Raw genomic sequence first — 21,917 nt, 5'->3', positions numbered from 1 at the left:
GATGCGCTCGCCTCGCGAGTTCATCGCAGCTCAAACCGCAACCGCCTGAGTGTCCGGCGAAACGGGGGCAAGATCAGTTTACCCGCCGCAGTGCCTTCGCTTCAGGCGCCGGATAGATCGGCTCCATTGCCTTCTTCCACGTCTCGATCAGTTTTTCGCGCGGAACACCGTGCGCAGTAAACTCGCGGAGAAGGGCGGACGCCGCAAGGGACAGCGCCTCTGACAGACCGATGCTCTGAGCGCGTGCCGCCATGACGGCCGTCTCGATGAACCCGTCCAGCTTCACCTGAAGGAAGAACTTCTGCTGGTCGGTCAGATTCTCAAAATCGCTCATGGTCTCCTCCTTCGATGCGTTTCTGGCCTTCGCCGTGACGTGTACGGCCGGGCCGAAGGCAAGCAGCGCTTCGGCCACTTCCAGAGCGTCATCCGGCCAGTATTCCTGCGGACGGGGGTGGTGGACTCCGCGTGCCTTCACAGGGCGGCACGACAGGACGGCGTTGCGCCAGTGCAGCGGGATCGCCTCTCGCCCCTGGCAGGCGCCGAGGAGCGCACCGCAGATGGCAGCGTTGGTGTCGGTATCGCCACCCCGTGCCACGGTTACGGAGACCGCCTCGGCGACGGGCGTGCCCTTCATCAAGTGATGGAACGCATTCTGGAAGGCGGTCAGCACCCAGCCCATCTGACGCTCGAAGTCCTCCGGTTCATGACGGCGCGCAAGTGCAAGCCGCTGACGGACGAGCTTTGCGCCGTCGCAGTCGCCCGCATGCAGTTCGGCCGCCGCGCACATTTCCTCGGCCGTGCCGCCCGCCACGCCCGCAGAGATCGCGGCGGCGAAGGCGGCGCTCGCGGCCTGGCAGACGGGATGCGGATGCGTCAGGCGCGCATCCTCGGCGGCCAGCCGTGCGGCGAGCGCCGGATCGCCAGCGGCGAAGATGCCGATCGGACTGACCCGCATCAGCGCGCCGTTCGACTGGCTGTCCGACCGGGCCTGTCGGCCTTCAGCCAGCGCCGTGATCCCGGCGCGCGTCGTTCCGCCTATGTCGAAAGGGCCGGACCGCGCCCAACGCACATAGCCCTGACCGACCCTCGTGGGATCGAACGCGCCAGCCGAAACCAGCGCGCGGGCCAGCGCCAGCGCCATCTCGCTGTCGTCGGTCGGCTGCCCGGCGATCAGGTTCCAGGTGCCGCCATCGGTCAGCCGGGTGACGCCATCCGGATGGCTGCGGTCGATCTCGGTCGCTGACTGGAATTCCACTGCCGAGCCGAGCGCGTCGCCCGCAAGCTGGCCGAGGAGACAGCCCTGGGCGCGCGCAAGCCGCTCGGCATCAGAAACACGGCGCTTGAGGTGCACGCTGGTCCGCTTTTTGCGCGGCCCGGGACCGGGCCGGAGCCCGACGAGGGTCGTCACCACATCCTCGGGGCCGCCGATGCAGCCGTCGAAGTTGTGACACCGGTAATTGACCGGACGTCCGGACCGCTCGACCAGCGTGCACCCCGCGCCGATCAGCAGGGCATGCCCGCCGGCGATGTCCCAGTGATCAAGCCCTGCCACGAGGCTCACGGCGGCATCCACCTCGCCGATAGCCGCCAGTGCGAGACGATAGGCCGGGCTCGGGATGGCGCGGACCCGGATGCCGCGCAGCGTCTCGTGATTGTGCCTTGCGTAGTCCGCAGCCTGCGCGTTCATCGCGATGACAACCGGCGTGCCGCAGCCCGCGCGCCGCACGGCCACGCCGTTGCGCGTTAGAGCGGAACCCTCGGCCCATGCGATCAGGTCGCCGCGATCATCCGGGGCCAGCGGCGCGAAGACGACGCCGAGAACGGGCCGCCCTGCGCGCAGCAGAGCAACAGAGATCGCCGACCCCCGGCGGCCGGCAAGGAAGTCGGTCGTGCCGTCCTGGGGGTCCACCACCCAGAGGTCGCTGCCCGAGGCACGGACCCGGCCCGTCTCTTCGCCGACGAAGCCGCAAGCGTGCAGGCCAAGCAGACGGCCCTTCAGGAAGCGTTCCACTTCCGTGTCGATCGGCGCCTTCGACCCGCCGCCGCGGGGTCCGCCGCGGCGATGGAACTCGGCCCGGATCATGGCGCCGGCTTCGGCCACCGTCTCCACCACGGAAGTCAGCAGCGCCGCTGCGGCGGGTTCGATATTGGACTGGATCATGTCGTTCTCCTTTGCTTCGATGAAGCAGGACTACGCCTTGGCCGGCACTCGTGCGGATCGCTCGGGATTTTCCGGTTCGGTTCCGATCGGAGGGCAAGACAGACATGCGCAACGCCGTCGGCTTCTACTGGACGCTTCCCGTGCCATGGGCAGGCTTCACGGCGTTGCCGGAGGACATCGACGCCGCCGCGAAGGTCAGCCGCACGATCCGCTACCAGTGCGAACTCATCCGCCGACATGCGAGGGACAACGACTACCGGCTGGTCGCCGAGAAGGTCTTCCTCGAAATCGCACCAGACCGCGGCAGCCAGTACGTTCTGGATGCACTGCGTCCGCTCGAGGCGATCTGCCGCGCGAAGGAAGCAGTGCTGCTCCATGTCGACTTTTCCGAAGTTCAGGGATGGCGTAGCCACGGACCTCTTTCGGATTGGGCGAGGCACGCACTAATCGAGGTCGAGACGGTCTATCCAGACGAGATCCAGATCGACGGTGGGGTTTTCGATCCGCACCACCATTTTGCGGATTGGCGCAAACGGCAGCACGAGTGGACCGCCAGCAAACCGGAGCGTGTTGCCCGGGCATTCGCTGCAGCTGGTCGGCTTCGCGATGCAGGAGGGACGCACAAGGCGATTGCACAGGCATTGAACGACGAGGGCATTCCAAGTCCGACCGGAAAGCCTTGGACCGCGGACAGCATTGGGAAGCTGCTCGGCGCTGCGCCGAACTGAATACGATCCCCTAGACCCTAAAAGTCGTCACAGCTACGCGCCATTCGGCCAGCGCACCCAGCGGCTGCGCCTCTCGCATGTTGCGGCTCTGCTCCCTTTGAGAGCGATGGAAACAAGGGCGAAGTTTTGGCGGCGTTGAAACTCAGGGCATTGGAAAAGCGCGAAAAAATCCGACCGAACCGATTTTGGCGCGGTTCGCCCGACCAGAGACGAGAGGCCATTCAGAGACGGAAATAGCTCCGCGCCCGCGTCTCAGCAGTTCGCACCCACACGGCAAACCCCTTTGAAAACAGGAGAAATTTCGCCTCGGTCGGGCGGCCTAAACAGATTCGAAAGGGTGATAGTGGCGGAGACGATGGGATTCGAACCCACGAGGCCCTTTCGGGCCTACTCCCTTAGCAGGGGAGCGCCTTCGACCACTCGGCCACGTCTCCGCCGACGGTCCTATCAGCATCGGCTCCGGGATAACAAGCCTTGTTTGACCCGCTCGCGTCGCCAGGCCGAAGAGGCCGCAATCCCCTACGAGCAAAGGGAAAGGGGCGCGGTTACATCAGAGCCGAGCCGCGCTACCGCGGCGGGTCCGAAGGTGATTGTCGGGGCGAGGGTGCGATGTCGCGCCTGCCGCCGGTAAGCGAGACGACGCTCCCGGACGCAGTCGGCTCGTGGCAGGCGCGGCGGACGCCGCGGAAGACGCAGGGCCGTCCTCGTGGGGGCCGCGGGCGTCTATGAGGCGATGGCGAAGACAAAGCGGAGGCAGACAGTCACGAGGAAGAGGCCGAAGAGCACCTCGAGCCGGCGACGGGGCAGGGCGTGCGCGAGGTTGACGCCGATCTGGGTGGTGAGAAGTGTCATCGGCACGATGATCGCAAGCCCCAGAAGCGAGACGAAGCCAAATGCATCCGGCGGCAGACCCGGACGTCCCCATCCGGCGATGACGTAGCCGATCGCGCCCGGGATCGAGATCAGCACGCCGACACCGGCAGAGGTCGCGACCGCCTGGTGGATTGCCCGGCCATGAAGCGTCAGGACCAGCGTCGAGATGGCGCCTCCGCCGATCCCCATGAGCGCTGAGGCGAGGCCGACCCCGCCGCCGTAGATCTGCAGGAGCGGAGCACCCGGCATGACGTCCGCCAGCCGCCACGATGCCCGGCCCAGGAGCAGCTTCGTTGCGATGACGCTCGAGACGGCGACGAAGACCGCCTGAAAGACCCAGGGCGATGCATAACGCGCGAGGGCGGCCCCGGCCACCGTCCCGAGTACCAGCGGCAGCGCCCAGCGTCGCAGGACCTGCATGTCGACCGCTCCCTTGCGATAATGGCCGTAGGCCGAGCGGATCGAGGTGGGCACGATGATGGCGAGCGAGGTTCCCACGGCGAGGGGCATCCTGATCTCCTCTGCGACTCCGGTCAGGCGGAACGCCTCGTATAGGACGGGCACTATGATCGCGCCGCCACCGACACCGAAAAGCCCGGCGAGGACTCCGGTGATGCCACCGGCTACGGCAAGCGCCATGGCCAGTGTCAGGAGTTGCGAGACATCGTCGCCCATCGGTCACCTTCCCGCCGCACCGCGCAGCCAGTCTCGCGGATCGAGTGTCCGCCGGGCGGTGGTCGGTCATCGACCGGGCGAAGGCAAGGGCAGGTCGCGGCGTACCGCAGTCAGCCGCCCTTCGCGACCGGCTCCGGCGGGTGCGAGGGGATCAGGCGCTCCAGCACCTCCGCGACACGCCGGTCATCGAACGGCTTAGTGAGGGTGATGCAGTTCGTCATTGCCTCCGCGGCGGCGACGCTGGCACGTCCGGTCGCGAAGACGATCGCCAGTTCCGGCTGAAGCTCGCGCGCCGCGCGCGCCAATTCCTCGCCCGAAAGGTCGGGCAGCCCGACGTCGGTCACGAGCACCTGGAACTCGCCTTGCCGCAGGAGCGTGAGCGCCTGCGCAGCGTTGCTCGAGAGCGACACTTCGGCGCCGAGCGCCGTCAGTATGTCCGCTAGGTCGAGACGGATGAGCGGCTCGTCTTCGCAGACGAGAATGCGCGGCGGGCGTCTGTCAGCTGCCTTGGTCGGAAGGGCTCGTGCTGCGGATGGTTTCGACGCCAGGATTTCGTGCACCTTGGCCACGATCTTTTCCTGCGTAAACGGCTTGGCGAGGAAGTTGAGTCCCTCGTCCAGCCGGCCATCGTGGACGATTGTGTCGCGCGAATAGCCGGAAATGTAGAGCACCGGAAGGTCGGGCCGGAGAGCGGCGGCTCGCTCCGCCATCTCGCGCGTCGTGATCCGGCCCGGCATGACCACGTCCGTCACCAAGAGATCCACCGAGGCGTCCCGCTCCAGGTGCTCGAGCGCCAGTTCCGGATCGGAGGCGGTGCAGACCGCGAAGCCGGCGTCCCGCAGCAGTGCGGCCGTCGCGGCCATCACGTCGGCGTCATCCTCCACCAGCAGCAGCGTGACGCCCGCCGCGTCCAGCTTGGCGGCCGTCGGCACGACTTCGCGCCGTTCGGGCGCCGCTTGCGAGCGGGGCAGCGTCAGGGCGACTTCCGTTCCGGCGCCGGGCCGACTGTCGATCGTGACGCGGCCGCCCGACTGCCTGGCGAAGCCATAGACAGTGGCAAGGCCGAGGCCCGTGCCCTTGCCGACCGGTTTCGTGGTGAAGAAGGGCTCGAAAACCTTCTCGGCGATCTCCGGCGTCATGCCGGGACCGTCGTCGATCACCTTGATCTCCACGTAGTCGCCCGGCACCAGGTCCCGTCCACCGGCGATAACCTCGTTGGCGAGTTCGATCCGCAGCGAGCCGCGCCCTGACATGGCGTCACGGGAATTGACCACGAGATTGAGGATCGCGTTCTCGGTGTTGGTGACGTCCGCGAACGCCCACCAGAGGCCTTCCGGCGCGTGGATCGTCAGCGTGATCTCGTCGCCGAGCGCGCTGCGCAATATCTGGCTAAGTTCCGCGAGCATGGCGGCAGGATCGAAAGGTACCGGTTCCAGCGGCTGCCGCCGGCTGAAGGCGAGAAGCTGCGAGGCCAACGCGGCGCCGCGATCGACCGCGCGCATCGCCGCATCGAGCCTCTGGCGACCAGGCGAGTCGACGTGAAGCTCTCGCGCAGCGAACGTGAGGCTGCCGGTAATCGCCTGCAGCAGGTTGTTGAAATCGTGGGCAATGCCGCCCGACAGGTTGCCGATGGCCTCCATCTTCTGACTCTGGCGAAGCGCCGCATTCGCCTCCTCGAGCTCGCGGTTTCGGCGGGCGACGCGGTCCTCCAGCGTGGCGTTGAGATCCGCCAGAGCGGCCTCGACGGCCTTCTGTTCGTCGATGTCAGCGTTGGTTCCTACCCAACGGATAATCCGGCCCTGGTGGTCGCGGATCGGGATGGCGCGGACGAGGTGCCAGAGGAACTCGCCATCGGCGCGTCGGATGCGGAACTCGGCCGCGTAGGCCGTTCCCTCTTCAACGGAACGCTGCCAACCCTCAGCAACTTCTGACCGATCGTCGGGGTGCGACAGGCGGCCCCAGCAGGTGCCGCGCAAGTCTTCGTCGTCGAGGCCAGTGTACGTGTGGACGCGCTCGCTCAGCCAGTCGAGGCGGCCGTCCGGCAGCGCGGTCCAGACATGCGCGGGCATCGTCTGCGCCATGGTCCGGAAGCGCTCCTCGGCTTCGCGCAGCTGCACCTCGGCAACCGTCTGCGCAGTCACGTCGTGACCCTGCACAAAGATGCCGAACGGGCTTCCCGTCGAGTCGAAGAGCGGCTGGTAGACGAAATCCAGGAACAGTTCGTGAGGCGCCTGCTCGTGCTCGTGCTGCAGCACCACACGAGCGTTGCGCATCGTCACCGCGTCGCCCGACCGGTAGACCTTGTCTAGGAGTTCGTAGAAGCCCTGGCCCTCCAGCTCAGGCAGCGCCTCCCGCACGCTCCGCCCGATCAGGCCGCGCTTGCCCACGATACGCACGTAGGCTTCGTTCGCGATGCGGAACACGTGGTCCGGTCCCACGAGGATCGCCATGAACGACGGCGCCTGATTGAAGGCCATCTGGAAGAAGTCGGCCGCCGAGCCGAGTTCGAGGTTCTGCTGCGTCACCGCCTCGGCGCGGCGCAGGACGTCCGCCTGTTCTCCCGTGGGGATCGGGACGTGCGGGCGCGACCGATAAAGATCGGTGACGTCGAAGGTGTTCTGCAAAACGAACTCCGTCCGCCCGTCGGCACCGGCGATGGGCGTGTGCGTGGCGCTCCAGTAGCGCTCCTCGATCTGCCCGTCGGTGCCGACGATTGGGTAGGGGATCAGCGGCAGGTGATCGGTCGCGCCGGTCTCGAAGACCCGCTTGAACGACAGCCGCAGCATCCGCCCATGATCGCTCTGCGGGTCCGAGGGAAATTCCTCGGTCATGATGCGACCGATCAGAGTCTCTCGCGTCCGTCCAGTGACCGCGAGGTAGGCCTCATTGGCCCATACCATTCTCAGGTCCCGATCCAGCAGGACGAACGGCGAAGGCGCGGCGAGAAAGAGCTTCTCGAAATCGAAATTCATGAGATCGCCGATAGCAGAAGGACGCCGCCGCGCAAGTACGCCGCGCGTCCCCGCAGTCGCAGCGCGCGCCTGCCGTAACGGCAGGTGGCGCGCCATCATCGCACTCCGGTTGCACGTCGGCGCCGGTCTTGCAACAGCTGTGGGCAGTCGTAGGCGCATCGAGCGAGGTGGAACATGCGGGCAAGCCGTCGGACGATCGTGATGCTGCTGATGGCGACGGCCGTCGCGGGTTGCGTCGGAGGCACCGCGCTGCGGTCACTGCCGGACCGCGAGCCCTCGCTGCGCCCGGTTCCCAATCCTGCCTTCGATGCCTGGGTCGAAGCCTTCGCCGGGCGTGCGGCCGCGCAGGGCATATCGCGCGCCACGATCGACCGGGCGCTGGGCGCCGCGGGCTTCCTGCCCGGCGTGATCGAGCGCGACCGCAATCAGACCGAGTTCACGCGCTCGCTTGAGGATTATCTCGCCATAGCCGCCTCGGATGAGCGTGTGGCGACCGGTCGCGCGATGCTCAACCGGCACGCGGGCCTGCTCTCGCGGATCGAGGCGCGCTACGGAGTCGACCCCGCGGTGGTTGTCGCGATCTGGGGCCTCGAGAGTCGCTATGGCGAGAGGCGCGGCGACATTTCCGTCGTCTCGGCGCTGGCAACTCTGGCCTACGACGGCCGGCGAGGCGCCTTCTTCGAGCAGCAGCTCGTCGCCGCGCTGCGCATCCTCGAAAACGGCGACATTCCTGTCGAGCGCATGACCGGAAGCTGGGCCGGCGCGATGGGGCACACGCAGTTCATCCCGACATCTTATCTCGCCTACGCCGTTGACTTCGACGGCGACGGACGGCGCGACATCTGGTCGGAGGACCCGACCGACGCGCTGGCCTCCACGGCGGCATACCTCGCCCGCTCGGGCTGGCAGCGCGGGCGGCCGTGGGGGATGGAGGTGCGTCTGCCGACTGGCTTCGACACCAGTCTCGCCGGGCGCGGGACGACGCGGAGCGTCGGTGCCTGGAATTCTCTCGGTGTCAGGACGGTAGGCGGACGGTCGGTGCCGGATCACGGTCCTGCATCGCTGCTGATCCCGTCGGGACCTTCTGGCCCGGCGTTCCTGATCTTCCGCAACTTCACGGTGCTGACGCGCTACAACAACGCCCAGAACTACGTGATCGGCGTCGGGCACCTTGCCGACCGCATCGCCGGAGGCCCGCCCCTTGCCGCGGGCTTCCCGCCCGACGCTCAGGGCATGACCATCTCGGACAGGCGCGAACTCCAGCGGCGCCTCACCGCCGCCGGGTTCGACACCGGGGGCGCCGATGGAGTCGTCGGGCCCGACACCCGCGCCGCGATTTCCGCCTACGAGCGCGCCGCCGGAATGCCGGTTACGGGCCAGCCGTCGATGACGCTGCTCGCGCGGCTGGGCTAAGGCCGCTCAACCCGCGAGCTGGTGCGACAGCGCGATGTCCCGCAGGGTGTCGCGCTCGAGCTCCATCTCCTCGAACCGGTCGCGCACGACGTCGCCGATGCTGATGAGGCCCGCGACGCGGTCCTGCTCCATCACCGGAACGTGCCGCGCGCGGTGGAGGGTCATCGTCCGCGCCACCTTGGCGACGGTGTCCTCGGCCGAGCAGATCGTGGGCTTGCGGTCCATGAAGTCCGCGACCTTCATCCGCAGCGCCCGTGCCCCGCAGTCGGCGATGGCCCGCACCACGTCCTTTTCCGACAGGACGCCGTCAAGCGCGCCGTCGGCGCCGCTGACCACCAGCGCGCCGATCCGTTCCAGCCGCATCAGCGCCGCCGCGACCTCGATCGTCTCCTCGGGATCGACCTTCTTCACCTCGTTGCCCTTGCGGGCTAGGACCTCCTTCACGAACATCGGGTGCCTCCTCGATTGCGAGCCTTCGGCTGCGCCGCGGGACGGCGGCGATGCCGAAGTCACACCATCCTAGCACGATAAGCGGGATTTCGCGCGTCGCGGCATCGGACGGGCGGGGGCGAACGGATCCGCCCCCGCAAGAGGCGTGAGGTGCGGCTAGACGCCAGGCTCGACCTGCACCTGCGCCATGGTGGCCGGGTCTGCCGGCGGCTCGCCGCGGGCGATCGCGTCCACGTTTTCCATCCCCTCCACCACGCGGCCGACGACGGTGTACCCACCATCGAGGTGCGGCGCGGCGTCGAACATGATGAAGAACTGGCTGTTCGCGCTATCCGGGCTGGCGGACCGGGCCATGCCGACCACGCCGCGCTCGAATGGCACGTCGCTGAACTCGGCCGGAAGGTCCGGCAGTTGCGATCCGCCCATGCCGGCCGCGCCGATGTCCTCGCCTCGGCCGAACTCGACATCGCCGGTCTGAGCCATAAAGCCGTCGATCACCCGGTGGAAGACGACGCCGTCATAGGCGCCTTCCTCGGCCAGCGCGACCAGCCGCTCGACATGCTGTGGCGCCACGTCGGGCAGGAGGTCGATCACCACCTCGCCGTCGGCTCCGTTGCCGAGTTCGATGACGAGGTTCGGCCCGGGGCCGTCCTCGAACCGGGTCTCCTGCGCGGCGGCGGGCGCGGCGATCAGCGCCGCGAGGACCAGACTACGCATCGGCGGCCACCTTCACGCTGATCATCCGGTCCGGATTGGCGGGCGGTTCGCCGCGCGTGATCTTGTCGACATGCTCCATGCCAGAGATCACGCGGCCGTAGACGGTATACTGGCCGTTGAGGAAATGCGCCTCCTTGAAGGTGATGAAGAACTGGCTGTTGGCGCTGTTCGGATTGGCCGATCGCGCGGCGCCGAGGGTGCCGCGGTCGAACGGCAGCTTCGAGAACTCGGCTTTCACGTCAGGTTTGTCGGACCCGCCGGTGCCGGCCATGCGGATGTTTAGCCCGTCGGACTGACCGTGCTTCACATCGCCGGTCTGCGCCATGAAGCCGTCGATGACGCGGTGAAACACCACGCCGTCGTAGGCGCCCTCTCGCGCCAGTTCCTTGATCCGCGCCACGTGCTCGGGCGCAACGTCGGGCAGGAGCTCGATCGTCACCGGGCCGTCCTTCAGCTCGATGATGATCGTGTTCTCCGGGTCCTTGATCTCTGCCATCGTCTTTCTCCCTTGGGATGCGCGGCGGACCCTAGGGCGCCCGGTGCGCTCTGGAAAGGGCCGGAGCATTGACGCGCGCGCCTGCGGCGGTTCTAGAAGACGCGACACCGAACGGAGGATGTGCTGATGGCCTGGAAGACGCTCGACGACATCGACATGGCCGGCAAGATCGTGCTGACGCGCGTGGACCTGAACGTGCCGGTCGATGATGGACGCGTGGCGGATGCGACGCGGATCGAGCGGATCGTGCCTACGGTGCGCGACATCCTCGACCGCGGTGGCAAGCCGGTGCTGCTGGCGCACTTCGGCCGGCCCAAGGGCAAGCCGAACCCGGACTACTCGCTGACCGTCGTGCGCGAGCCGCTGGCCGAGGCGTTGGGCGTGCCCGTCACCTTTCACCCCGACTGCATCGGCGCCGAGGCGCGGGCGACCGTCGAGGAGATGCGCGAGGGCGAAGTGGTCCTGCTAGAAAACACCCGCTTTCACGCCGGCGAGGAGGCGAACGACGCCGGCTTCGCCGAGGAGCTGGCGAAGATGGGCGACATCTACGTCAACGACGCTTTTTCGGCGGCGCACCGGGCGCACGCCTCGACCGAGGGGTTGGCGCGGCGGTTGCCCTCGGCGGCGGGCCGGCTGATGGAGGCGGAACTTTCGGCGCTGGAAAAGGCGCTGGGCTCGCCGGAGCGCCCGGTGGTGGCGATCGTCGGCGGCGCGAAGGTGTCGACGAAGCTCGACCTGCTGGCGAACCTCGTGCGCAAGGTGGATCACCTGGTGATCGGCGGCGGCATGGCGAACACGTTCCTCGCGGCCGAGGGCATCGACGTGGGCCGGTCGCTGGCCGAGCACGAGATGGCGAGCACGGTGCGCAAGATCATGGCCGCGGCTGACGAGGCGGCGTGCGAGATCCTGCTGCCCGTCGACGTGGTCGTGGCGCACGAGCTCAAGCCGGGCGTCGAGACGCGGGTCGTCTCGGCCGACGCCTGTCCCGCCGACCAGATGATCCTCGATGCGGGGCCGCGGACCATCGACAAGATCACGGCGATCCTCGCCGAGGCTCGGACGCTGATCTGGAACGGGCCGGTCGGCGCCTTTGAGACGACGCCGTTCGACGCCGCCACCGTGGCCGCCGCGCAGAAGGCGGCGGAGCTGACGAAGGCGGGGCACCTGATCTCGGTCGCCGGTGGCGGCGACACCGTGGCGGCGCTGAACCGCGCGGGAGTGACGGATGATTTCACCTACGTCTCGTCCGCGGGCGGCGCCTTCCTCGAATGGATGGAGGGCAAGACGCTGCCCGGCGTCGCCGCGCTCGGCGGCTGAGGCTCCCGGCGTGGCCGTCGATCTGGTAGCCTCGCTCCCAGCGGAGCAGGGAGGCGAGCGATGGCGAGGGAGTGGGCACTGATCACCGGCGCGTCCGAGGGGCTTGGGAGCGAGTTCGCGGACATCGCCGCCGCTGCCGGCTACGGCGTGATCCTCGCCGCGCGACGGCGTGACCGGCTCGAAGCACTGGCGGCGGAATTGGCCGAGCGCCATGGTGCGGAGACCGCGGTGATCGTCATCGACCTCTCCGACCCGGAGGCGCCCGATGCGCTCTGGCGCGAGGCGACGGACGGGCGGCATGTCGCGATCCTCGTGAACAACGCCGGCCTCGGCCGCCACGGGCGCTTCGACGACGGCGGGTGGGAGCAGGAGCTGCAGGTGGTCCAGGTCAACGTGCTGGCACTGGCGCGGCTCTTCAAGCTGGCGGTGGCCAGCATGAAGCGCGCGGGCGGCGGGCGGATCCTGAACGTCAGTTCCACCGCGGCCTTCATGCCGGGTCCGAACATGGCGGTCTATCACGGGAGCAAGGCCTTCGTGCAGAGTCTCGGCGAAGCTGTGGCGCACGAGCTGCGGGGCACGGGCGTAACGGTGACGACATTTGCGCCCGGCGCCACGGCGACCGGCTTTCAGAGGGTTGCGGCGATGCAGGGCGCCCGCATCACTCGCGCGGGGATGCAAGACGCGCGAAAGGTGGCCGAGGCGGGCTGGCGCGCGATGATGGCCGGTCGCCGGAGCGCCGTGCCGGGGCTAGTGAACTTGGCCTTCAGCCTCGGACCGCGCCTGCTGCCGCGGTCTTGGAACGCCGCCGTCGCTGAAGTGGCCCTGTCGAAGGGACGGCCGCGTTAGCGCCACCGGCCCTTGGCCACGGCGCTCGACCGGCCTACACCGAGCGGCAAGCCGCAGTGCCAAAGGGAGACAGCCGATGAAGGCGACACGGACCGTCCAGAAGATCCTTGCGAACTACGAGGGCGAAACGCCCGGCGTAAAGGGCAAGCTCTGCCAGATGCTGATGCACGGGCGCCTCGGCGGCTCGGGCAAGATGATCATCCTGCCCGTCGACCAAGGGTTCGAGCATGGGCCCGCGCGCTCGTTCGCGCCGAACCCGGCCGGCTACGATCCGCACTACCACTACCAGCTGGCAATCGACGCGGGGCTAAACGCCTTTGCGGCCCCGCTCGGGATGCTCGAGGCGGGAGCCGACACGTTCGCGGGTCAGATCCCGACGATCCTCAAGGCCAACAGCGCGAACTCACTAATGAGCGATACCGCGGGCAAGAATCAGGCGATCACCGCGAGCGTCGGCGACGCGCTGCGCCTCGGCTGCTCGGCGATCGGCTTCACGATTTATCCAGCCTCGGACTCGGCGGTCGACATGTTCGAGGAGATCCGCGAGATGCGCGAAGAGGCGGCCTCGCTCGGGCTCGCCACCGTCATCTGGTCCTATCCACGGGGCGAGGCCATTTCAAAGGACGGCGAGACGGCGATCGACATTGCGGCGTACGCGGCGCAAATGGCGGCACTGCTCGGCGCGCACGTCATCAAGATCAAGCTCTCCACCGACCATCTCGAACTGCCGGAAGCCAAGAAGGTCTACGAGGAGCAGGGGATCGATGTCTCCACCCCGGCGGCGCGTGTGCGGCACTGCATGCAGGCGGCCTTCAACGGTCGTCGGATCGTCGTCTTCTCCGGTGGCTCCAAGAAGGGTTCCGACAGCGTCTATGACGACGCTCGGGCGATCCGCGACGGCGGCGGCAACGGCTCGATCATCGGCCGGAACTCTTTCCAGCGCCCGCGGGACGAAGCACTGGAGCTGCTGGGCAAGCTGGTCGACATCTACAAGGGCCGGGACTGACGAAGGGGCGCGCCCGGCGGGGTGTCGAGCCTCGCCGGCCGCCGCCGCATGCGCGGCGGTTGGGCGGGGTGTCCGGCACCGCGCGAAATGGCACGGCTCCCGCCGGACGCCGACGGATGCGTAGTAGAGCTCTGCGATGAATGGGGTGGGCGAGCGGGCGCCGGTCGAGGTTTGAATCACCTTCGAGCGGATCCACTCGGTCACCGGCAAGGCCGGGAACCGCAGGAACGGGCGCGACTGTCGAGGTGCGGCGGAGATGATTACGCAGATCAGGGTAGAGGTGGTCCCATCCAAGGAACCCAGAACAGCACCAGTTATCCCAGCGAGGGGCTGTCGCCGCGTCGATCCTCTGGCGTCCGTCGCCCGGATTGCCGGCGAACGTCTTGCCGATGCCAGCGCCGGCGCAGACCCTGCGGCTGCACCGGCGGTCAGTGAGCCGTCAGCGGCCCCAGGAGCGGACGTCGCCGCAGTCCATGTGCACGAAATTCGAGCTTGAGTACCGGCCGACGCCACCCGCATGGCAGGCTGCCGCGGCCCGCGCCATCTGATCGACCGACCGCGACCGAAGCCTCAGATCCGCGGCTTGGCCCTTCATGTGAAGCGAGTTTCTGGCGACACCGCTCGAGCGGCGGCGCAGCATTGCATTGGTGGCCGGGGAACGGTAGCCGGAGAGGAGCATGTAGGGCTCGTCCACGTCCAGCAGGTTGTGCGTGGCGCTCATGATATCGACCGTGCGCGTGTCGATTTGCTGCACCTCGTTGTTGCGCCAGTCCCGCATGAAGTAGGTGATCTCGTTCAGCGCCTCAGGGATGTAGTCGCCGTCGATCCAGTAGATCGTGTCCAGAGATTCCCCCGTCCGACCCGAATAGATGCGAATGCGCCTGACATCTCCCGAACCACGAAGGAACCCGAAGGCGTTGGAGTAGGTTGGTGCCGCTGTGACGATTCCTGCCGCAAAGGCGCCCAGGAGGGTGCGCCTGTTCACGCACGTCCCGCGATCATGTGTCATGTGATCCTGTGTCCCGTCGCTTGCCCGTGGCCGCTTTAGTTCGCGGTCATTCATCTTCCCGTGTTCCCCCACGGCGTGCATCGGGTATGGCATAGGCATTCTGCCTGACCAAGAGAGTGTTGCGGCCGGCAGCGTGGGTACGCCGCCATAGGCAAATATCTGCTTAACGCTCATGTGACCCTGCTGTCGGAACATTGCCGGAACTGTGGAGTTGCGGCTCGGCAACATCACTGCGAGGCCTGTGCAGTCGAGGCTGGACGAAATGGGGCAGGAGGCAAAACAATGAAAATCAGCACGGCAAGGAGGCAGGCCACGTGAATTTAGCAGATCTGCTGCGGCGCGGAACGCACGCAGCCGTATTCGCATGTCTGGCCGCCGCGGCGACTGCGCAGTCTGGCCTGCCCGAGCCTGCGGAACTGAGCCTCTTCGACCAGGCGATCGCCGAGATCGCGGCTGAAGATCCTGTGCTGGGCGCGTTCTACCGCGACAACGGCTACAACGCGCTCTGGACAGATGACACGCTGGAGGATCGTGAGAGGCTTGAGGCGTTCGTAACCGCGCTTGCTGACGCCGGTCACCACGCGCTCCCCGTCGTGCGTTTCCGTCCGGAGGCGCTGCGCAGCATTCTTGCGGACGCCGACTCGGATCGCGAGCGCGGTAGTGCAGAGGCCGAGATCAGCCGCCTCTACCTCGCCTATGCGGATGCCTTGCAGTCGGGGATTCTGTCCCCGCAGCAGATTGACGGAATCAAGCGCGAGGCGCCGCGGAGGGACCACGCGGAACTCCTGAATGACATTGCGAACCGTGACCCGCGCAAGGTGCTCCGCGCGCTGGCGCCCCAGTCGCCGGAATATACTCGGCTGATGCGGGCCAAGATGGAGCTCGAACGCTTGATCGATAGCGGTGGCTGGGGCGAAGCGGCAGCCGATGTGCGCCTCGATCCAGGCGAGCGCGGGGACGAGGTCGTGGCACTGCGAGCCCGTCTGGCGCGGATGGGCTACGGCGACGACACCGGCAGCGACCTCTTCGATCCCGCGCTCGAGGAGGCGGTGCTCGCGTTTCAGGCGGACCACGGCTTGCTGGAAGACGGAATCGCCGGCCCGAACACACTTGAGCAGATCAATCGCTCGCCTCAAGAACGGATGGGACAGGTGGTGGTGGCGATGGAGCGCGAGCGGTGGCTCAACTTCGACCGCGGCGAGCGCCATGTCTGGGTCAACCTCGCCGACTTCACCGCGTCCATCATTGATGACGGAAAGGTGACGTTCCAGACCCGCTCGGTGGTGGGCGCGACCGCATTGGATCGCCGCAGCCCTGAATTTTCGGACGAGATGGAGCACCTCGTTGTCAACCCGACATGGCACGTCCCGCGCTCGATCGCGGTCAACGAGTACATGCCCGACTTCAAGCGTAACCCCTACGCGCACGGTCAGCTGGAGATCCACTACAAGGGCGAGGCAATCGCGCGCGAGCGGATTAACTGGCACCTCGTGACGGCATCGAATTTCCCGTTCGCGCTGAAGCAGCCGCCGTCGCGGTCGAATGCGCTCGGGCTGGTGAAGTTCATGTTCCCGAACCGCTGGAACATTTACCTGCACGACACACCGGCGAAGGACCTCTTCAATCGCACCACGCGCGCTTTCAGCCATGGCTGCATCCGCCTGCAGGAGCCGTTCGAATTCGCGTACGAGCTGCTGTCGCGCCAGTCGGACGATCCGGAGGCGCTGTTCCAGTCGCGGCTGGCGCAGGGCGTGGAGTCAGTCCTGCCGCTCGAGCAGCCGGTACCGGTCCACCTGGTCTACCGGACGGTGATCACGACGCCGAAGGGTGGGCTGGAGTATTGGCCGGACATCTACGGCAGGGACGCCGCGATACTGGCTGCCTTGCTGGAGGCCGGGGTGGAGATCGGCGCGCGTCAGAGCTAGACACCTACCTGACCGCTGCCGGAGTGCCGGCACAGCTGGGAGGTCTGTCATGGGCTACACGATCCGTCAGATCGCGGACGCGCTCGGGGCTCAGGTCCTGGGCGACGACAGCATTGTCATACACCGTCCCGCCGAGCCGGCCGCGGCGGGCCCGGACGACCTCGCGCTGGCGATGGATCCGAAATATGCCGTGGGTCTGGGGCAGGGCAGAGCCCGCGCCGCGATCATCTGGAATGGTGGCGACTGGCGCGGCCTCGGCCTAGAAGCCGCAATCATTGTGCCGCGGCCACGCTATGCGTTGGCGGGGCTGACGCGCCTGATGGACCCGGGCCCGCAGATCGCCGCCGGTATCCACCCGACGGCCCAGGTGGATGCCTCGGCAGAGGTCGGAGTTGGCGCGGCCATCGGCCCCTTCGTCGTGATCGGCGCCGGATGCCGCATCGGTTGTGACGCACGCATCGCTGCCCACGTCACCGTGGCGGAAGGCGCTGAACTTGGCGAAAGCGCGCTGCTCTCGCCGGGCGTCCGCATCGGGCCGCGCGTTCGGATAGGCGATCGCTTCATCGCGCAGCCGAACGCGGTGGTCGGCGGCGACGGCTTCTCCTTCGTGACGCCCGACAAGTCCGGTGCCGAGCGGGCGCGCGAGACCTTGGGGGATCAGGGCCAGATCACCGCACAGAGCTGGACCCGCATCCACTCGCTCGGTTCCGTCGTCATCGGTAACGACGTGGAATTGGGCTCCAACGCCTGCATCGATGCCGGCACCATTCGTCCCACGCGCATCGGCGACGGCACCAAGATCGACAACCTCGTCACTGTCGCGCACAACGTCGAGGTTGGGCGCGACTGCCTCTTTGCCGGCCAAGTCGGCATCGCCGGCTCCACTCGCATAGGCGACCGCGTCGTGCTCGGCGGGCAGGTGGGCGTGGTCGACAACATCTTCATCGGCGACGACGTCATTGCGGGCGGCGGCACCAAGATCCTGTCGAATGCGCCGGCCGGCCGGGTGATGCTGGGCTATCCTGGCACGAAGATGGACACGTTCCTCGATGGCGCGCGCAACATCCGGCGCCTGCCACGGCTTATGGAGAAGGTCGCCGAGCTGCAGAAAGCGGTTTCAAAGTCGGAGCGAGACGACTAGATCGCGCCCAAGCGAGGAGGTTCCGCCATGGCCGGGAGCGTGAAGGACAGGGTGGTCGCGATCGTGGCCGAACAGGCCGTGCTGGAGCCCTCCGACATCCGCATGGATCAGACGCTCGAGGATCTCGGCATCGACAGTCTGGCGCTCGTTGAATGCATCTTCTCGATCGAGGAGGAGTTCGACGTCGAGGTTCCCTTCAACGCGAACCAGCCCGAGGAGTCGGAGTTCGACATTTCGAACGTCGCCTCCATTGTCGCCGCGGTCGAGGAGCTGGTGGCGCGGCAAAACGCATGAGGCGCGTCGTTATCACCGGCGCGGGCACGATCAACCCGCTCGGCCAGGACGTCCCTGAGACGCTCGCCGCTATGCGGGAGGGGAAGTGCGGCATCGGTCCGCTCGACGTGCGCGATGTCGAGCGCTTGTCGATCCAGATCGGCGGACAAGTCCACGACTACGACCCCGAAGCGCACTTCAATCGCCAGCAGATCGCCCTGTACGACCGGTTCACGCAGTTCACGCTGCTGGCCGCGAAGGAGGCGCTGGCGCAGGCCGGTCTCGACTTCTCCGGACAACTCGCAGGCGAGACCGGCGTAGTGCTGGGCACTGCGGGCGGCGGTGTAAATACTTGGGACGAGAACTACCGGGCCGTGTACGAGGAGGGGAAGAACCGCGTCCACCCGTTCGTCGTGCCGAAGCTGATGAACAACGCCGCCGCGAGCCACATCGCGATCGAGCATGGCCTCCACGGCCCGTCTTTTACCGTCGCCACCGCCTGCGCCAGCTCCAACCACGCGATGGGCCTGGCGTTTCACCTGATCCGGGGCGGCTCGGCAACCGTTATAGTCACGGGCGGATCGGAGTCGATGCTCTGCTTCGGCGGCATCAAGGCGTGGGAAGGGCTGCGGGTCATGTCGCGCGACGCCTGCCGTCCGTTCAGCGCCAATCGCAACGGGATGGTGCAGGGCGAGGGCGCCGGCATCTTCGTCTTCGAGGAGCGGGAGCACGCGCGTGCCCGCGGCGCCGAGATACTGGCGGAGGTGATCGGATTTGCCATGAGCTCGGACGCGGCTGACATCGTGATGCCGTCGAAGCAGGGCGCGGCCCGGGCGATGTCGGGAGCGCTTGCCGACGCGCGCCTCGCGCCAGAGGAGGTGGGCTACATAAGCGCCCACGGGACCGGGACCGCGGCCAACGACAAGACAGAATGCGCGGCGGTGGCCGATGTCTTCGGCGCCCATGCCGCGGACGACCTGATGATCTCGTCGACCAAGTCCATGCACGGCCACCTGATCGGGGGAACCGGGGCGGTCGAGCTGCTCTCGTGCATCATGGCGGTTCGCGACGGCATCGTCGCGCCCACCATCGGCTACGAGGAACCGGACCCGGAATGCGCGCTGGACGTCGTGCCCAACATCGCGCGAGAGGCGAAGGTGGACGTTGCACTGTCCAATGCCTTCGCCTTCGGCGGGTTCAACGCGGTGCTGGCGCTGCGGCGCGCCTGAGGTGAAGTCAGTTGTTGCCGGCCGCCGCGTTGGCTTCGGCGACGGAATCATACCCTGCAGTGAAGCCCGAGAGCGAGACGGTCAGGTCCACCGTCTGGTCCGGCGCAGCCAGCGGGCGAATCGAGATCGTAGCTTCACGCCCGCGCTTGAACTGCTGGACCTCCGCCTCGGTGAAGCCGATCCGGCTGAAGCACCCAACCTGCGAGCAGAAGGTGAAGGGATAGCGCCGCGCCGCGCCGCCATCGACGCTGAGCGACACCTGACCGGTCAGGAGCGTCTCGAGCGGCGTGATGATCGTCGCGCCGGCTGCGGCCTCCTGCGCCTCGGGCAGGGCGAACATGCTGATCTCGGCGACGTTGTTGCCCTCGTCGTCCTGCAGGAGCTGGTAGAGCTGGCACGGATCGTTGCCCTGCTCGGTGCGGATGCAGCGACGCTCCCATTCGCCAAAGACTTCCGCGGTGTAGGTCTGGCCCACCTCCTCGGCCTCCTCGCCCATCGAGAGGCCCATCGTGTCGGTCGTGGTGGCCTCTGCGCCCCCGGTCTTCGTGGACTCGGTCGCTTCGGTCGCGGGCTCTTCGGCTGCCTCCTGCTGCGCCGAAGCGGCGCCGGCAGCAAGCGCGGCCAGAAGGGCCGCGGCGACGATTCTGGTCAGATCGGGCATGTTCCGTCTCGTCCTGTTGTCGAAGGTCGAGGTGCCCTAGCACGCCGGGCAGGCCGTGTCAGCCGGGCCAGGCGAAAGAACGATGGGGATTGAAAAAGGGCCCATCACCGGGGCCCTTTTCCTTACGTCTCATCTCCCTGTCGGACTGGCCGACTTAGTCATTGCGCCGGACGCTAGGACAGAAGGATTCACAGGTCAAGCTGCGCGAACAGAGCTTGGTTTCAAAGCAAAAAAAGCTGCGCCCGAAGGCGCAGCCAGTTCGATCAGGGAGGAAGTCGTCCGTCTGCGACGAACTTCCGCAACCTGACCGATAAGGGTTAACAGATGGTTCTGCCACAGGTCGCGCCGCGCCGCCGCAGCCGCTCCGTCCCCACCGCCTGAGGTGGTGACGTCGCAGGCTTTGCGGTTACTATACGTAAACCGCGAACGACAGGGAGAGGCACATGAGACCGATGGAATGGATGCGGAAGGCGGCGCCTGCAGCTGCTCTCGGGATCGCGATGCACGGACTGCCCGCGTCGGCGCAGACGCCTTCCGGCGTCCTCGTCGTCGGGCAGATCGCGGAGCCGCAGGCGCTGGACCCTGCCGCGGTCACGGCCGTCAACGACTTCCGCATCCTGATGAACGTCTATGACGGGCTCGTGCGCTACAAGGCCGGTACGCTCGAGGTCGAGCCGGCGCTGGCCGAGAGCTGGGAGGTCAGCGACGACGGCACCACATACACCTTCGATCTCCGCGAGGGCGTGAACTTCCACGACGGCACGGCTTTCGACGCCGAGGCGGTGAAGTTCAACTTCGACCGCATGCTGAACGAGGACCACCCCTACTACGATACCGGCCCGTTCCCGCTGTCGTTCTTCTTTTCGGCTATCGACGAGGTCGAGGTTGTGGACGACCAGACGGTGCGCTTCCAGCTCTCCGAGCCCTACGCGCCCTTCCTGTCGAACCTCGCCTATCCCACGGGCCTCATCGTCTCGCCTGTAGCGGTCGAGCAGCACGGCCAGGACTTCGGCCGCAACCCTGTCGGCACCGGACCCTTCCAGTTCGTCGAATGGCGCCCGAACGAGGCCGTGGTGGTCGAGCGCAACCCCGACTACTGGGACGGTGCGCCCGCGCTGGAGGCGGTGGTCTTCCGGCCGATCACCGACGCCAACACCCGCACGGCCGAAATGCTTGCGGGCGGCATCGACCTGATGGTCGAGGTGCCGCCGGTGGCACTCGGCCAGTTCGAGGGCGAAGGATTCCAGGTGGTCGAGCAGGCGGGGCCGCACGTCTGGTTCCTGATTCTCAACGCCAAGGAGGGTCCGTTCGCGGACCAGCGGGTGCGGCAGGCGGCCAACTACGCCATCGACAAGGAGGCGCTGGTCAACGACGTTCTGGAAGGGACCGCCGAGGTCGCGGCCGGACCAATCCCGCCCGCCTTCGCTTGGGCGCACAACGATGCGGTCGAGCCATATCCGCATGATCCGGAGCGGGCGCGGCAGCTCCTTCAGGAGGCCGGGGCCGAGGGTGCGGAGCTCACTTTCTATGTGACGGAGGGCGGTTCCGGCATGCTCGACCCGGTGCCGATGGCCACCGCGATCCAGGCCGACCTCGATGAGGTGGGCTTCGACGTGGGCATCGAGACCTACGAGTGGAACACCTTTCTCGGACAGGTGAACCCAGGCCTCGAGGGCAAGGCCGACATGGCCGAGATGGCGTGGATGACGAATGACCCCGACACGCTGCCCTACCTGACGCTGCGCACCGAGGCGTGGCCGGAGAACGGCGGCTTCAACTCGGGCTACTACTCCAATCCGGAGGTCGACCGGCTGCTGGAGGAGGCCCGCACCTCGACCAGTCAGGAGGAGCGCGCCGAGCTCTACAAGCAGGTGCAGGCGATCGTGCACGAGGACGCGCCCTGGGTCTTCGTGGCGAACTGGAAGCAGAACGCCGTGGTCAGCGATCGGGTCGAGGGCTTCGAGCTCGAGCCGTCGTTCTTCCTGCTGCTCGGGGACGTGACGAAGAACTGAGAAGGCACGTCTG

Annotated in this window: 18 protein-coding genes and 1 tRNA gene; 10 read left to right on the top strand and 9 right to left on the bottom strand. The window is 67.2% G+C overall.

Translation table 11 applies throughout. The features are described 5' to 3' along the window. Positions 1–73: 73 nt before the first annotated feature. Positions 74–2,110 (bottom strand): inositol monophosphatase family protein, encoded by a 2,037-nt coding sequence (locus tag JM664_RS05630; RefSeq protein ID WP_227418943.1) that lies wholly within the window; start codon positions 2,108–2,110, stop codon positions 74–76. 155 nt (positions 2,111–2,265) lie between these two features. On the opposite strand from JM664_RS05630, the gene JM664_RS05625 reads away from it, so the two are divergent. Further along, the gene (locus JM664_RS05625) at positions 2,266–2,889 is read left to right on the top strand and encodes a recombinase family protein (protein ID WP_227418942.1); all 624 of its coding nucleotides are present in this window, start codon (positions 2,266–2,268) and stop codon (positions 2,887–2,889) included. A 344-nt stretch (positions 2,890–3,233) separates the two neighbouring features. On the opposite strand, the gene JM664_RS05620 is transcribed toward JM664_RS05625, so the two are convergent. The 3 genes from JM664_RS05620 to JM664_RS05610 form a co-directional block, all read right to left on the bottom strand. After that, a tRNA-Ser gene (locus JM664_RS05620) sits at positions 3,234–3,323 on the bottom strand. Between the two features lie 289 nt (positions 3,324–3,612). After that, the gene (locus tag JM664_RS05615) at positions 3,613–4,437 is read right to left on the bottom strand and encodes a sulfite exporter TauE/SafE family protein (RefSeq protein ID WP_227418941.1); all 825 of its coding nucleotides are present in this window, start codon (positions 4,435–4,437) and stop codon (positions 3,613–3,615) included. A 110-nt stretch (positions 4,438–4,547) separates the two neighbouring features. Then, positions 4,548–7,409: a hybrid sensor histidine kinase/response regulator gene (locus JM664_RS05610; protein WP_227418940.1), complete on the bottom strand. Its 2,862-nt coding sequence runs from the start codon at positions 7,407–7,409 to the stop codon at positions 4,548–4,550. 174 nt (positions 7,410–7,583) lie between these two features. Between JM664_RS05610 and JM664_RS05605 the strand changes: the two genes are divergently transcribed. Beyond that, positions 7,584–8,822 carry a lytic murein transglycosylase gene (locus JM664_RS05605; RefSeq protein WP_227418939.1) on the top strand — a complete coding sequence of 413 codons (1,239 nt, stop codon included), beginning with the start codon at positions 7,584–7,586 and terminating at the stop codon, positions 8,820–8,822. A gap of 6 nt (positions 8,823–8,828) precedes the next feature. Here the strand turns inward: JM664_RS05605 and JM664_RS05600 are convergent, their stop codons facing one another. From JM664_RS05600 to JM664_RS05590, 3 genes are all read right to left on the bottom strand, one after another. Then, positions 8,829–9,272 (bottom strand): CBS domain-containing protein, encoded by a 444-nt coding sequence (locus tag JM664_RS05600; protein ID WP_227418938.1) that lies wholly within the window; start codon positions 9,270–9,272, stop codon positions 8,829–8,831. A 156-nt stretch (positions 9,273–9,428) separates the two neighbouring features. Continuing rightward, the gene (locus JM664_RS05595; protein ID WP_227418937.1) at positions 9,429–9,989 is read right to left on the bottom strand and encodes a peptidylprolyl isomerase; all 561 of its coding nucleotides are present in this window, start codon (positions 9,987–9,989) and stop codon (positions 9,429–9,431) included. Then, positions 9,982–10,485: a peptidylprolyl isomerase gene (locus JM664_RS05590; RefSeq protein WP_227418936.1), complete on the bottom strand. Its 504-nt coding sequence runs from the start codon at positions 10,483–10,485 to the stop codon at positions 9,982–9,984. The genes JM664_RS05595 and JM664_RS05590 overlap by 8 nt, the downstream gene beginning before the upstream one ends. Before the next feature lie 126 nt (positions 10,486–10,611). Here JM664_RS05590 and JM664_RS05585 point away from each other — a divergent pair, with 126 nt between their 5' ends. The 3 genes from JM664_RS05585 to JM664_RS05575 all read left to right on the top strand — a co-directional run bounded on the left by JM664_RS05585 (position 10,612) and on the right by JM664_RS05575 (position 13,654). Further along, on the top strand, positions 10,612–11,802 hold the full coding sequence (locus JM664_RS05585; RefSeq protein ID WP_227418935.1) for a phosphoglycerate kinase: 1,191 nt from the start codon (positions 10,612–10,614) through the stop codon (positions 11,800–11,802). A 60-nt stretch (positions 11,803–11,862) separates the two neighbouring features. Then, positions 11,863–12,648 (top strand): SDR family NAD(P)-dependent oxidoreductase, encoded by a 786-nt coding sequence (locus JM664_RS05580; protein WP_227418934.1) that lies wholly within the window; start codon positions 11,863–11,865, stop codon positions 12,646–12,648. Between the two features lie 76 nt (positions 12,649–12,724). Continuing rightward, positions 12,725–13,654 carry a class I fructose-bisphosphate aldolase gene (locus tag JM664_RS05575; RefSeq protein ID WP_227418933.1) on the top strand — a complete coding sequence of 310 codons (930 nt, stop codon included), beginning with the start codon at positions 12,725–12,727 and terminating at the stop codon, positions 13,652–13,654. Positions 13,655–14,093: 439 nt separating this feature from the next. Here JM664_RS05575 and JM664_RS05570 read toward each other — a convergent pair whose 3' ends face one another. Further along, positions 14,094–14,663: a YcbK family protein gene (locus JM664_RS05570; protein ID WP_227418932.1), complete on the bottom strand. Its 570-nt coding sequence runs from the start codon at positions 14,661–14,663 to the stop codon at positions 14,094–14,096. Positions 14,664–14,857: 194 nt separating this feature from the next. Here JM664_RS05570 and JM664_RS05565 point away from each other — a divergent pair, with 194 nt between their 5' ends. From JM664_RS05565 to JM664_RS05550, 4 genes are read left to right on the top strand one after another with little or no spacing between them, the layout of a single operon-like run. Further along, positions 14,858–16,588, top strand: coding sequence for a L,D-transpeptidase family protein (locus JM664_RS05565; protein ID WP_227418931.1), 1,731 nt, complete (start codon positions 14,858–14,860; stop codon positions 16,586–16,588). A gap of 49 nt (positions 16,589–16,637) precedes the next feature. After that, entirely contained in the window at positions 16,638–17,729 is a 1,092-nt protein-coding gene (locus tag JM664_RS05560) for a UDP-3-O-(3-hydroxymyristoyl)glucosamine N-acyltransferase (protein ID WP_227418930.1), read from the top strand. Between the two features lie 27 nt (positions 17,730–17,756). Continuing rightward, positions 17,757–18,023, top strand: coding sequence for an acyl carrier protein (locus tag JM664_RS05555; RefSeq protein WP_227418929.1), 267 nt, complete (start codon positions 17,757–17,759; stop codon positions 18,021–18,023). Further along, on the top strand, positions 18,020–19,231 hold the full coding sequence (locus JM664_RS05550; RefSeq protein ID WP_227418928.1) for a beta-ketoacyl-[acyl-carrier-protein] synthase family protein: 1,212 nt from the start codon (positions 18,020–18,022) through the stop codon (positions 19,229–19,231). Before JM664_RS05555 ends, JM664_RS05550 begins: the two co-directional genes overlap by 4 nt. Before the next feature lie 7 nt (positions 19,232–19,238). Here JM664_RS05550 and JM664_RS05545 read toward each other — a convergent pair whose 3' ends face one another. After that, complete coding sequence (locus JM664_RS05545; RefSeq protein WP_227418927.1) at positions 19,239–19,892, bottom strand: invasion associated locus B family protein; 654 nt, start codon at positions 19,890–19,892, stop codon at positions 19,239–19,241. A 443-nt stretch (positions 19,893–20,335) separates the two neighbouring features. Between JM664_RS05545 and JM664_RS05540 the strand changes: the two genes are divergently transcribed. Beyond that, positions 20,336–21,904 (top strand): ABC transporter substrate-binding protein, encoded by a 1,569-nt coding sequence (locus JM664_RS05540; protein ID WP_227418926.1) that lies wholly within the window; start codon positions 20,336–20,338, stop codon positions 21,902–21,904. Positions 21,905–21,917 lie beyond the last annotated feature (13 nt).

The organism is Roseitranquillus sediminis (assembly GCF_016918935.1).
GTDB classification, from domain to species: Bacteria; Pseudomonadota; Alphaproteobacteria; order Rhodobacterales; family Rhodobacteraceae; genus Roseitranquillus; species Roseitranquillus sediminis.
The sequence above is the reverse complement of the archived record's forward strand: the minus strand, read 5'-3'. Positions and strand labels throughout refer to the sequence as shown.